Here is a 12,834-nt window from a genome sequence, read left to right as displayed (position 1 = left end):
GACGGGAGGATTCGTCGGCGCCGACAAATTCCGGGTAAGAGGATTTCATCCGTTCTCCTTTACGGGCGGCTACACCTTCGACAGGCACTGGTTTCTCGGTCTCGGCATCCAAGCCTCCGTTTATTTAGATTTTCAACGATTTGACTTAGTCAATTGAGAAATAAACTTTTAGCGAATTATTTGAGAGATGGAGGTAACGATTTGGCAACCGTGCGAATTTCAGTGTTTTGCGTTGCTATGCTGTCAAATAACTCTCTTATCGTACACAAGCACAACTATATTTTGTATTCTCAAAAAAAGGAGACTCAAAATCTGATTCTAGTCTCCTTTTTAGATACTGTTTTAGCCTTAATCTTCTTATTTCATTACAGTTGTACTCAAATCAAGATTGAATTTTTGATATTCATTCTCTGATATTTGTCGCTTTGTGGTAAGTATAATTAAAGAATGTGGATGAAACTCTTTACGATAAACTGGATGTTTATGTGAATATGGATTTTCATAGAACCCACATCTTTTATAAAATCTTAAACGAGCTTCAGAAATCCTATCTGTAATAGGATCTATTTCTAAAAGGACGATTTTATCTGTTGATTTGATAAAATCGTTTAGTACAATACTGCCATATCCTTTCCCTCTAATCTTTGTATCAATAGCAAAGTGTTCGATATAAAGATAAGAGGGAAATTTCCAATAGGAAATGAATCCAATAAATTTGCCATTGTCTTCATATCCTATTAGATGATAGTTTGTATTATCAAAAGCTGTCTCTTGTTGCTTTTTTGTCCTTTGTTCAAAAATAGGGAAACTGGAAGAATAAAGGTCTTCAAATGTTTTGTAAAGCGGATGATTTAAATTGTCAATGTTGATACTTTTCATATTTTATATATTTTTATTATGAAGTAATTTCTTCTCCCGGCAATTTCCTTTGTATTTACCGTCTTCACATATTCCGGACAAAATACTCCTTTCTACCGACACGTATCACCCCTTATTGCCAACTCGACCTCGGTTTGAACTTTCCCATCGACATGGTCGATTATTGCCGTATGGAACCCTATACTGACCCGAAGCCTTTCACCTACGGAAACCCCACCTGGCTCTACTACCATCCGGAAGCAGGCGTGTCGTTCCGCCTGCGAAAACGCCGGGCCCTTCATCTCGGCCTCGGCGTCATGATAAACTACGGAGAATTCTCCAGGGACTATGGAATCAACGGCCGGCCCGTGCACGAATCCTCCGAGCTGACCGCCTCGCTCTCCTTCACCGCGGGCTTCACCTTCTAACCGCAACGGAGAAGCGCTCCGAGCACCTGCCCCGGCCGCCTCTCCCTGTCGGTGAGGCGGCGGCAGCCGGAAAATCCTCCGGACAGGACGACCGCCACCCGCCGGAACGGAAACCACAGCCCGAAAACAGGCCGTGCAGGAAGAGGTACGGCAACCGCTCCCGTCACTGTTCCTTCTCCTCTTCGCCGAGCGCTTCGGCCACCTCCTTTTCCGCCTTGCGGAGCCGCCCGCGGCAGAAGCGGATGAGTTCGCCTGCCCGGCGTACCTGCCCGGCCAGCGCATCGATATCGGGGTTGGCCTCGTTCATCTTCGCCAGAATCGCCTCGATTTCAGCCATTGCTTCGGCGTATGTCATTTCACTCTTTCCCATAATTATCGGTCACTTTTGCAGTCACTCTACCCTTGTATAACGTAATATCGAGATTCTCTCCCGGAACCGCATCGGCGGCGTCGGTCAGAGCCCGGCCGGCGGTACGCACCACCGCGAAGCCGCGGGCCAGGATGTTGCGCGGGTCGGCAGCCGAAACGAGCTGCCGTGCCTGAAGCAAACGGGCCTCCCCGCTCGCTACGGCCCGACAGGCACCCTCTTCCAGGCGTTCCCGGAGTTCATCGAGCCGAAGACCCTTCATCTGCAGCACTCTGCGTGCACCGGCAGCAAGGCCGTCGGTAAGGGTCCGCAAACGCCACTCCATCCGCAGACGGGCCCCCGATACCCGCTCGCGCAGCAGGGCGCCGCACATCTGCACATCCTTCCCCTCTCGGTCAAGGATTCGGCAGGCACAACTGCGTATCTCGTCACCGAGTCCCTCCAGACGGGCATCGAACCCTGCCGCACGGTCGGCCAGAAAGGCCGCCACCGCCGTCGGCGTCTTCAGCGAAAGGGCGGCGACCATATCCACGACGCTCTGGTCCTTGTCGTGTCCCAATCCGGCGATAACGGGCAGCGGGAACTGCGCAATATGGAAACTGAGCAGATAGGAGTTCAAAAAGCTCAAATCGCTCTGCGAACCACCTCCTCTGATTATTACCGCCGCATCGAACTCTTCCGCCCGGTCGGCCACCGCATCCAACGCCCCGATTATCGACGTCTCGGCCCCGTGTCCCTGCATGACGGCACCGAAAAGCGTCACATCGAAACGGTAAGGCGACGCACCGAGCTCCTTCATGAAGTCCTGATAACCGGCAGCCTGCGGGGAGGAGATGACCGCAATGCGCTGGGGTACTTCCGGAATACCGAGCTCACGATTCAGGTCGAACACACCATCCTCCCGGAGCTGGGCGATGGTCTGCATGCGCTGCCGGGCCAGGTCACCGAGCGTATAGAGCGGGTCGATATCCACTATTCGCAGCGACAGACCGTACAATTCGTGGTAGGTCACCGTCACATGGAGCAGCACCTTCATCCCGACAGCCAGCTCCTCCCCCGTCGCCCCGCGGAAATAAGAGGAGAGCATACCGTACTGTCCGGCCCAGATGACGGCCTGCACCTGCGCCTGCGGCACGCCGTTGCGGCCGCCCTTCTCCACCAACTGCAGGTAACAGTGCCCGGAACGGGCATTCACCTTCAGTTCGCCTATTTCGGCGGTTATCCACACCGGCGCGGCGAATCCGCGGCAAAGCGTCTCCCGGATACGCTCCTGCAACTGCGACAACGTCATATACGAATCGACCGCCATATCAACTATCCTTTCTTTTGATGTAATACCCATATCGCAGGCAGACGACACCCGACAACCTTCCAAACGGGCTCCGGTGCCGGTACCCTGCCCCGCACCCTCCTACCGGAGCAGGGGCAGGCTATGCAGCAGGTTCCGCAGCCGGATGGCCGTACGGGGCATCGGTTCGGCTACGGTCAGTCCGACCAGCTCCTTCTCTTTCGCGACAGCATCGACAACCCGGACGACCTGTTCCATCGACATGCCGCCGGGGTCGGTTCCCACCGCTGCGACGATTTCGGCCGGGTCGAGGACATCCAGGTCCAAATGCACGACCACTTTCGAGCAGCCACACAAATCCAGCCAACGGCGCACTGCATCGCTGTTGTCAGTTATCTCCTCTTTCGATACCTGGGCGATGCCGTACATCCGCTGACGCACCTTAATCTCATCCCGCTCCCAGTTCCGCAACCCCACATAGAGGATTTGCGAAGGGGAGAACCGGGCGGGCAGCAGGGAAGCAATCCGTTGCTCGCCGTCCCCCATGCAGGCCGCGACGGCCATCGCATGATAGCCCTGATAGACATCGCCGGGCCATGTGAGGTCGGGATGGGCATCAATCCACACCATCGCCACGTCGCCCCCGTACCGTGCCGCCAGATAGGTGAACGGTACCACGCTGACGGAACACTCCCCTCCCAGCGTAACAATCCGGTCGGGAGCCGCGGCCCGCAACATCGCCAGCGCCGCCTGCGTCTGGCGGAAGATGATATCGCGGTCGATAACGCCGTCCTGTACCGTGCGGGCTGTCATGGCGGTATCCACCGGAACGGTCAGCGTCTCCCCCTCGGCTGCCGGAGCGAGAAAATCCAGCAGCCGGGCCCCCAGATAGTATCCCCGCGCAGCATCGGCCGGGTCTTTCACTTCCGGCACCAGCCGGACAATATCGGCTCCCTGCCACTGCGGATAGATGAGCCGAACGGTTTTCATCTCTTTCCCCATACGTTTGCTCCACTTCTCTACGACCTGCCGAACCGAAAGAGTTCCGTCCGACACGGCCCGGTCTTTCTCTCTTTTCCCGGCAATTACCGCACCCACAGGGCATAATCGGCCTTGCGGGGCTGCGCCTCAGGTAAGGCTCCCGGCAGGGGATAACCGAGAATACAGTGTCCGATACCTTCATAATCACCTTCAATGCCCCACGCCTTCAACAGTGCCTTTCCCTCCGGCGAATCGAACACCTCCCTGGCCCGATGAATCCAACAGCTTCCCAATCCCACGGCATGAGCCGCATTCAACAGGTTGCCCATCACCAACGAACCGTCGTACAGGTAGGTGGGCCGGCTACGGTCCGCCAATACCACGAGCACTACCGGAGCACCGTAGAAGGGGTCGGAAGCACTCCCCATCACGGCCGCATTGAGCGCCGAAAGACGGTCGCGCACGGTCCTGTCCGTCACGACCACGATACGGGGCGACTGCATCCCCCTGCCCGTCGGGGCATAGGTACCTGCCTCGATTATCTGCCCGATTAACTCCTCCGCCGGCATCCGGTCGGGGTCGTATCCCCGGATGCTGCGGCGTGTTTTCAAACTGTCCAACACCACATTCATAACCGATTCCGTTTTTACTGTTTCCCATACCATTTCCGGCCGGCCGTTCCGACTGCGGCCCATCCTTTCAAAGATACGGATAAGCCGAGAGCAAAGGCAAACCGGAGTTTGCCTTTTGCCGAGGCGGAGTATCTAAGACGTAGTCAAAGGTACGAAATAATCGGGCCAAGCCCTCCGCCGGCCGCTCCGAAACCGCACATCTCCGAACGGCCGCGAGGGAACCCCGGTCGGGAGCTCCCTCGCTTACCGTGCGGTCCCGGCGCTAACCGAGGAATCCGAGCAGGATACCCGCAGCCACCGCACTGCCAATCACGCCGGCCACATTCGGCCCCATGGCGTGCATGAGCAGGTGATTGTTCTTGTCGTACTTCAACCCTATCTCCTGCGAAACGCGAGCCGCATCGGGCACTGCCGAAACGCCGGCATTGCCGATGAGCGGGTTGATTTTGTTTCCCTCCTTAAGGAACAGGTTGAGGAACTTGACGAACAGGACTCCGCCGAAAGTGGCGATGATGAACGAAGCCGCACCGATTGCGAAAACGAGCAGCGACTTCTCCGTCAGGAAAGTCGTGGCCTGTGTCGAAGCACCCACGGTCAATCCGATGAGTATCGTCACGATATCGATGAGCGGTCCCCCGGCCGTCGTGGCAAGGCGTTTGGTAACGCCGCTCTCCTTCAACAGGTTTCCCAGAAAGAGCATGCCGAGCAGGGGCAGACCGGAGGGAACGAGGAAACAGGTGAGCAGAAGACCGATTATCGGGAACATGATTTTCTCGCTCTTGGAGATGGGCCTGGGCGGCCGCATCCGGATAAGACGCTCCTTTTTGGTTGTGCACAACTTCATTATCCATGGCTGGAGTACCGGCACGAGGGCCATGTAAGAATAGGCCGCTATGGCGATGGAACCCATCATGTCCGGAGCGAGCCGGCTCGAAAGGAAGATGGCTGTGGGGCCGTCGGCACCGCCGATGATGCCTATCGCACCGGCCTCGGCCGCCGTAAATCCGAAAGCGAGCGACACGACGTATGCACCGAAGATACCGAGCTGCGCCGCTGCACCTATCGTCATCAGCTTCGGATTCGATATGAGGGCCGAAAAGTCGGTCATCGCTCCGATACCGAGAAAAATCAGCGGCGGATAGATGCCGTTCTTCACCCCGAAGTAGAGGTAATTGAGCACCGACCCTTCTTCGTAGACGCCAATCTGCATTCCGTCGTGGAACGGAATATTGCCGATAAGAATACCGAAACCGATGGGGACGAGCAGCATCGGCTCCATCTTGTGCTTGATACCGAGATAGAGGAAAAACAGGCCCACCGCAATCATGACGATATGCCCCAACGTTGCGTTGGCGAAACCCGTTATACTCCAGAACTCGCGCAGGTTCTGCCCGATGAAAGCCCCGAACCCGCTTTCCAGAAACATGGTCATAAGGCTATCCGATGGTTATTAATACATCCCCTTCCATCACGGAATCGCCTGCCCGCTTCACGATGCTCTTCACCACACCGCTCTTGTTGGCGTCGATGTTGTTCTCCATCTTCATGGCCTCGAGTATCATCACTGTCTGCCCTTCCTTTACGGTATCGCCCTCCTTTACCCGGAGTTCGAGCACCGTACCGGGCAGCGGGCTCCGTAACTGCGTTTCGCTGCCGCCGGCAGGCGGTGCGCTGGCAATCTTCACGGGAGCGGCCTGGGGCGTCGCCTGGTAGGTCGCCGGAGCCACCTGCACCGGTTTAACCGGCTTCGGACCGCCGAGGTCGTTCTCTATCTCCACTTTATAGGGGGTACCGTTCACCGACACGGCCGCAATACCGTCCTGGACGCTCTCCACGGCAACCTTGTACGCATTGCCGTTTATCTTGAATTTATACTCTTTCATATAGGTATGCTATCTGTTTTTTCTCTGGGGTAATTCGGTTATGCCGTGTATCTTGGAATTCCACGGCGAATACATCCTGTTCACATGGTTGATGGTGATGACCGTCGATTCGTGTACATGCAGGTCTTCCTGATAGAGCTTGAGCGCAAGTCCGATAGCCGCCATCTCCTCTCCGGTATAGCCGCCGTCCCGGGCCTGCTTTCCCACTACGGGTTCGCCGCCCTCCTTGACCGACTTCCGGTTGGCCCTCCTGACCATCACCATGCCGATTACCTTGAAAACCAGGAAAATGGCCACCAAGGCGAGAAACACCACGCTCATGGCCGTCAGCGACATGACCGCGCCCGTTTCGTCCCGCTGGCGGAAGACTTCGTGCCGCGGCACCTCCTCGTTCACTTCGTTGGTCGCCAACGGAGTGGTCTTCAGCATCGCCTGCGGCTGGTATTTCAACCGTGCGGCGACAGCATCGAGATAGGCATCGCCCCGCAGCGCACGCCGTTCGGCCCGGGTGAATTCGGGAAAAACCTTGGACTCTATCTCCTCGTGACCGAGGATGCCCCACGCTACATCCGGCACCGGCGTATAATTCTCCGGGAATTTGAATACGCTGATGATATCCTTACCGTTGGCATTGTAGAGTATCACCATGTCCACAGGCTCGTCGCCAAGCGTGAAATTGGTGTAGAAAGTTCCCTTCGTATCGGTACCTTCGCAGAAAAAGAGCCTGTACCCCAGCGGTTCGATACTCGTCGCAGGATTGTTGCGCGGGATATAGTACTTCTTGATGAGCTTGTTGCCATCCGCATCGTAACGGTCGGCATACCGGATTCCCAGATAACAGCCGCCCACATTGACACGTTCATAACCGGTATTGAAGAGCTCCACCCACGACTCCCGGACACCGTAATCGTCCACGATGTCGTTCTCGTTGAGCACGAGCACTTCGTTTATTCTCACATTAAGCACGCCCTGCGCCGACACTCCGAGGCCGCAAAGCGCCATAACGACCAACAGACAAAATTTCCTCATAAGCCTAAAGCGGTATGTTGGAGTGTTTCTTGGCCGGGTTCGTGAGACGTTTGGTCGCCAACGACTGCAATGCACGGATGATACGGAAACGCGTATTGCGCGGCTCTATCACGTCGTCTATATAGCCGTACTTGGCCGCATTGTAGGGGTTCGAGAACTTCTGGCGGTACTCCTCCTCCTTTTCGGCGATGAAGGCAGCCTTCTGCGCCGGGTCTTCGATTTTGGCGATTTCGCGGGCGAAAAGCACCTCGACGGCACCGCTGGCACCCATCACGGCTATCTCGGCACTCGGCCAGGCATAGTTGATGTCGCCGCGAATATGTTTGGAGGACATCACGATATAAGCCCCGCCATAGGACTTGCGCAGCGTAACGGTCACTTTGGGTACCGTCGCCTCGCAGTAGGCGAAGAGCAGCTTGGCCCCGTGCGTAATGACGCCGCCGTACTCCTGACCCGTACCCGGCAGGAAGCCCGGAACGTCCACCAGCGTCACGAGCGGTATGTTGAACGCATCACAGAAGCGTACGAAACGGGCCGCCTTGCGCGAAGCGTTGATATCGAGCACACCGGCCATGTACTTGGGCTGGTTGGCGATGATGCCCACACTCTGGCCGTTGAAGCGGGCGAAACAGGTGATGACATTCTTGGCGAACGACTCGTGTACCTCGAGAAAATCGCCGTTATCGACGATGGCGCGTATCACCTCGTACATGTCGTAAGGCTTGTTGGGACTGTCGGGAATTATCTCGTTGAGCGAATCTTCCAGCCGGCTGATGGAGTCGGTACAGGGCGCCAGGGGCGCATCCTCCATGTTGTTCTGCGGGATATAGGAGATGAGTTTGCGGATGAGTTCCATCGCCTCCTCTTCGGTCGAAGCGGCGAAATCGGCCACACCCGACTTGCTGGTGTGCACCGAAGCACCGCCGAGTTGCTCCTGCGTCACATCCTCGCCCGTCACGGTCTTCACTACGGCCGGACCGGTAAGGAACATGTAGCTCGTATCGCGTTTCATAATCGTGAAGTCGGTCAGCGCCGGCGAATAGACCGCCCCGCCGGCACACGGGCCGAGAATGACCGAAATCTGGGGTATGACGCCCGAAGCCATCACGTTGCGCTGAAATATCTCGGCATAGCCGGCCAGCGCGTTCACCCCCTCCTGGATGCGTGCACCACCCGAGTCGTTGAGACCGATACAGGGAGCTCCGGCCCGCATGGCCATGTCCATCACCTTGCATATCTTCTCGGACATCGTCTTGGACAACGAACCGCCCGATACGGTGAAATCCTGTGCGAAGATATAGACCAGCCGGCCGTCGATGGTCCCGTAACCGGTTACCACGCCGTCGCCGTACGTATGGCTCTTCTCCATGCCGAAGTCGTAACAACGATGCGTCACGAACATGTCGAACTCCTCGAAACTGCCCTCATCCAAAAGCATCTGTATCCTTTCGCGGGCCGTGTACTTTCCCTTCGCATGCTGCGCGTCTATCCTTTTCTGACCGCCACCCAGCCTTGCTTCCTCGCGCAACTCTATCAACTGCGCGACCTTGTTCTGATTATCGCTCATATGTTTTCCAACTAAATTATTATCGTTCGTTATCGCCTGCACCCGCAGGGCCCGGCAGAAAGCCGCCAAAGAACGGCGCCCTGCGACTGCGGGGCGCCGTCACATGCTGCGGTATTATTTCCCGTTCTTGTCCTCGCAGAGCTCCGTCAGGACACCCCCGGTAGACTTGGGATGCAGAAAGGCTATCGTCAGCCCCTCGGCCCCGCGGCGCGGCGTCTTGTCGATAAGGCGTACGCCTTTGCTTTCTGCCTCGGCAAGCGCCTCCTCAATGTTTTCCACCGCATACGCCACATGATGCACTCCCTCGCCCCGGTTGGCGATAAACTTGGCGATGGTGCTCTCCTCGCTCGTCGGTTCGAGCAGTTCTATCTTGGTCTGGCCGACTTTGAAAAATGCAGTCTTCACCTTTTGGTCGGCAACTTCCTCAATACTGTAACACTTGAAACCCAAAATGTTTTCCCAGAAAGGTATCGCCTCTTCCAGACTCTTCACGGCGATTCCGAGATGTTCGATATGAGAAATTTTCATCTCTTTGATATTTTTGGTTTAACTGAATTGACACGCTTGTCGGCGGTCGGAAAATCCCAAACGTTACAAAGATAATCTTTCTTTTCAGATGCCGGAAACAAACCCGCGATTTTTTCCCGCGCCACAGCAGCACGGCGTACCTCCGAACCATCCCTCCCCTGTGCGGCCTCCGGCCCGGCCGGTTCGTAAAAACGCACCGCCGCTCTACAACAGACTCCGGTAAACGGCCGTCAGGTTGGATGCAATGACCGGTTCGCGGAAATTGCGGGCATAGGCTGCACCGCGCGCGCGCATCCCGTCGGCCGCCGCCCGGTCGCCGAGCACGGTCTCCAGCGCATGGAGCATCTCGTCCGTACTCTCCGGCTCCACGTAGATGCAGGCATCGCCACCCGTTTCCGGAAACACCCCGCCACGGGTGGTAATGACGGGCACACGCGAATTCAGCGCCTCGAGAATGGGAATTCCGAACCCCTCGTAAAAAGAGGGATAGACGAACACGGAAGCCATCTGGTAAAGGGCCGGCAGGTCACTGAACGGCACGCTGTGGAGCATTCTCACACGGCTGCCAATGCCGTGCGCCGCGGCATACTCCATCACGCGGTCGGCATAACGGGTATGCCTGCCGCACGCCACAAGGTCGATGTCGAGCTTTCCGGCGACCATCGCCCGCACGGTCAGCATCAGATTCTTGCGCTCCTCTATCGTCCCCACGCTCAGGATATACCGTTCCGGCAAACCGTAGGCGGCACGCACTTCGCGCCGCTGTTTCTCCCCGACGGTCTTCTCGAATGCCGGGTCGCACCCTTGATACACCACCGCAATCTTCTCTTCCGGAACATGCCAATAGTTTACGAGGTCGCCCGCCGTCTGACGGCTGATGGCGATGATACGGTCGGCGTTGCGGCAGCTTCGGGAATACTTGCGCGTATAGAGCCACCGGTCCGCCGGCTTATAGAGTTCGGGATGGTGCACGAAAATGATGTCGTGCATCGTCACCACGCTCCGCGCACGGGTACGTCCGATGTCGGCCGGAAGTTCGTTGCTGAGGCCGTGGAAGATATCCACTCCGCTCAGACGGATGGCGCGGCCCATGGCGTAACTGCGCCAGAGCGAACCGGAAAGCGCCCGGATACCCTGCGGCGTCACGATTCCGGCATTGTCCAGCACCTCGAACCCGCAGCAGTTGCCCTCCCGCGGAGTAAACAAGGTATAGCGATTATCCGGAGCGTATTCGGCCAACAGCCTCACCGTACTCCTCGCATAGTTTCCCAAACCGCTTCCGTTAAAGAAAAGCCTCTTCGCATCGAACCCGACATTCATGACATTCCCCTGTTTGATGAAAGATTCCGTGCCCGTAAAGATAAAACAATCTATCGAAAAACCGCCATACAGCCTCCCTTTTTCCGCAACTGGCATCCTTCACGGCTACGCCGCCGGCCGGTCTCCGACCGCTGCCGCAGGGCAGCCCGTATACCCGTTTCTCACCGTGAACGACAGAGGGCAGCCGCCCCCTCCCGACAGCTTTCCGGCAGAAAGGCGCAGAAGTATGAAATAAAAATCGTAAATTCGCACGATAGAGACCCCCGGAACAGGGCCCGATATTTGCCCGCATACGGAGAGACGGCATTGTCCGCCGCAGAAGAAACGAAACACGGAAAAACGATGAAAAGATTACTGACGATGGCATTATTGGCCATTTTAGCCATACCGCTGCATGCACAGCGGCTCGTGATAGGCGAACGCGTACCGGACCTGAATATAACACAATGGCTCAACGGAGCTCCCGTCTCCGACGGGAAAGCGGTCATGGTCGAGTTCTACCACTCCTCCAATCCCAAGGGTGCGGAACGGCTCGCACAGCTCGACGAACTCGCCAAATCTTACGGCGACCGGCTGGCCATCATCGTAGTGACACGCGAGAAGGACGATGCCGTCATATCGTCCCTGCTCGGAGGCAACCCCTCCTACCGCGTGGGCTATGACGGCAATGGTTCGGTCTTCTCGGCTTTCTCGGCCCGTTATGTCCCCTACTCGGTCATTTACGACAAACGGGGACGCATCCTTTGGGTAGGCAATCCCTCGTCGCTCTCCGCGGCAGACGTCGCCGACATCATCCACTAAACCGCGACACGAAAAATGAAATTTTCCGAACACTGGGAACACCGCCACCGCGAAGAGAATGAAGGGAGCGCCCTGCACGTCACCGAAGGCGTGAACGGACAACCCTCCGTCAATCCCCATTTCCGGCGGAAAAAACGACCCGCGCTCACGACGGCCCAATATGTGGAAGGCATCCTCGCCGGCGATATCACGGTACTGTCGCAAGCCATCACCCTCGTCGAAAGCAACCTTCCCGAACACTACGAACAGGCACAGGAGATAATCGAACGCTGCCTGCCCCGTTCCGGAAATTCGGTGCGCATCGGCATCACAGGCGTACCGGGAGCGGGAAAATCCACCTTCATCGAAGCAATCGGAAACATGGTGACCTCGCTCGGCCACCGGTTGGCGGTACTCGCCATCGACCCGAGTTCGGAACGGAGTGGCGGCTCCATCCTCGGCGACAAGACACGTATGGAGAGCATCTCCTCCAATCCGGACGTCTTCATCCGCCCCTCTCCGTCGGCGGGTTCGCTGGGGGGGGTGGCACGCAAGACACGCGAGACGGTCATCCTCTGCGAAGCGGCCGGCTTCGACACGATATTCATCGAAACCGTCGGCGTAGGACAGAGCGAAACGGCCGTCCACTCCATGGTAGACCTCTTCATGCTGCTCCAGATTTCCGGAGCCGGCGACGAACTGCAGGGCATCAAACGCGGCATCATGGAGATGGCCGACCTGGTGGTCATCACCAAGGCGGACGGCGAAAACATCCGCAAGGCCGAATTGGCGAAAGCACAGATATCCAATGCGCTCCATCTGTTTCCGGAACCGGAGTCGGGATGCCGGCCGCAGGTATTCACCTGTTCGGCGGTGGACGGCAGCGGACTTTCCGAAATATGGAAAGAGGTCGGCGACTTCATCGCCTGCACGCGCCGCAACGGCTTCTTTACCTCCAACCGCCGCAGACAGAACAAATACTGGATGTACGAAACCATCAACGAGGCGCTGCGCAACAGCTTCTACCGCGACCCCGATATCGAAGCGGCCCTTCCGGACTTCGAACGCAAGGTACTCGGCGACCGGCTCAGTTCGTTCGTCGCCGCCCGCAAACTGCTCGACCGCTATTTCGGCGATATCCGCCGCGAAAAGTAATCTTTTTCCGCTCTAACA

At 57.0% G+C, this 12,834-nt stretch carries 14 protein-coding genes; 3 read left to right on the top strand and 11 right to left on the bottom strand.

Annotated features, from left to right (window positions below; translation table 11 throughout):
* Positions 1–357 precede the first annotated feature (357 nt).
* Positions 358–879 carry a GNAT family N-acetyltransferase gene (locus BQ5361_RS10265; protein ID WP_074021957.1) on the bottom strand — a complete coding sequence of 174 codons (522 nt, stop codon included), beginning with the start codon at positions 877–879 and terminating at the stop codon, positions 358–360.
* A gap of 170 nt (positions 880–1,049) precedes the next feature.
* On the opposite strand from BQ5361_RS10265, the gene BQ5361_RS02215 reads away from it, so the two are divergent.
* The gene (locus BQ5361_RS02215) at positions 1,050–1,286 is read left to right on the top strand and encodes a hypothetical protein (protein WP_143047471.1); all 237 of its coding nucleotides are present in this window, start codon (positions 1,050–1,052) and stop codon (positions 1,284–1,286) included.
* Positions 1,287–1,449: 163 nt separating this feature from the next.
* On the opposite strand, the gene xseB is transcribed toward BQ5361_RS02215, so the two are convergent.
* The 10 genes from xseB to BQ5361_RS02165 all read right to left on the bottom strand — a co-directional run bounded on the left by xseB (position 1,450) and on the right by BQ5361_RS02165 (position 10,881).
* Positions 1,450–1,656, bottom strand: a complete 207-nt coding sequence (gene xseB / locus BQ5361_RS02210) for an exodeoxyribonuclease VII small subunit (RefSeq protein ID WP_035471667.1) — start codon at positions 1,654–1,656, stop codon at positions 1,450–1,452.
* Positions 1,643–2,962 (bottom strand): exodeoxyribonuclease VII large subunit, encoded by a 1,320-nt coding sequence (gene xseA / locus BQ5361_RS02205; RefSeq protein ID WP_035471665.1) that lies wholly within the window; start codon positions 2,960–2,962, stop codon positions 1,643–1,645. The genes xseB and xseA overlap by 14 nt, the downstream gene beginning before the upstream one ends.
* A gap of 102 nt (positions 2,963–3,064) precedes the next feature.
* Entirely contained in the window at positions 3,065–3,997 is a 933-nt protein-coding gene (locus tag BQ5361_RS02200; RefSeq protein WP_257587909.1) for an arginase family protein, read from the bottom strand.
* A gap of 29 nt (positions 3,998–4,026) precedes the next feature.
* Positions 4,027–4,554, bottom strand: coding sequence for a nitroreductase (locus tag BQ5361_RS02195; protein ID WP_022063417.1), 528 nt, complete (start codon positions 4,552–4,554; stop codon positions 4,027–4,029).
* A gap of 262 nt (positions 4,555–4,816) precedes the next feature.
* On the bottom strand, positions 4,817–5,980 hold the full coding sequence (locus BQ5361_RS02190; RefSeq protein ID WP_035471888.1) for a sodium ion-translocating decarboxylase subunit beta: 1,164 nt from the start codon (positions 5,978–5,980) through the stop codon (positions 4,817–4,819).
* Positions 5,981–5,990: 10 nt separating this feature from the next.
* Positions 5,991–6,437 (bottom strand): biotin/lipoyl-containing protein, encoded by a 447-nt coding sequence (locus BQ5361_RS02185; protein WP_022063419.1) that lies wholly within the window; start codon positions 6,435–6,437, stop codon positions 5,991–5,993.
* Between the two features lie 9 nt (positions 6,438–6,446).
* Positions 6,447–7,466: an OadG family transporter subunit gene (locus tag BQ5361_RS02180; RefSeq protein WP_081976764.1), complete on the bottom strand. Its 1,020-nt coding sequence runs from the start codon at positions 7,464–7,466 to the stop codon at positions 6,447–6,449.
* A 4-nt stretch (positions 7,467–7,470) separates the two neighbouring features.
* On the bottom strand, positions 7,471–9,033 hold the full coding sequence (locus BQ5361_RS02175) for an acyl-CoA carboxylase subunit beta (RefSeq protein ID WP_022063421.1): 1,563 nt from the start codon (positions 9,031–9,033) through the stop codon (positions 7,471–7,473).
* 114 nt (positions 9,034–9,147) lie between these two features.
* Positions 9,148–9,561: a methylmalonyl-CoA epimerase gene (mce, locus tag BQ5361_RS02170; RefSeq protein ID WP_022063422.1), complete on the bottom strand. Its 414-nt coding sequence runs from the start codon at positions 9,559–9,561 to the stop codon at positions 9,148–9,150.
* Positions 9,562–9,765: 204 nt separating this feature from the next.
* A complete protein-coding gene (locus BQ5361_RS02165; RefSeq protein ID WP_035471886.1) occupies positions 9,766–10,881 on the bottom strand; it encodes a glycosyltransferase family 4 protein in 1,116 nt (371 codons plus the stop codon).
* A gap of 342 nt (positions 10,882–11,223) precedes the next feature.
* Here BQ5361_RS02165 and BQ5361_RS02160 point away from each other — a divergent pair, with 342 nt between their 5' ends.
* Positions 11,224–11,682 (top strand): TlpA family protein disulfide reductase, encoded by a 459-nt coding sequence (locus tag BQ5361_RS02160; protein WP_143047470.1) that lies wholly within the window; start codon positions 11,224–11,226, stop codon positions 11,680–11,682.
* Positions 11,683–11,697: 15 nt separating this feature from the next.
* Entirely contained in the window at positions 11,698–12,816 is a 1,119-nt protein-coding gene (gene meaB / locus BQ5361_RS02155; RefSeq protein ID WP_035471656.1) for a methylmalonyl Co-A mutase-associated GTPase MeaB, read from the top strand.
* Positions 12,817–12,834 lie beyond the last annotated feature (18 nt).

Origin of the sequence: Tidjanibacter massiliensis (genome assembly GCF_900104605.1) — a bacterium.
In the GTDB taxonomy this organism is placed as follows: domain Bacteria; phylum Bacteroidota; class Bacteroidia; order Bacteroidales; family Rikenellaceae; genus Tidjanibacter; species Tidjanibacter inops.
The sequence above is the reverse complement of the archived record's forward strand: the minus strand, read 5'-3'. Positions and strand labels throughout refer to the sequence as shown.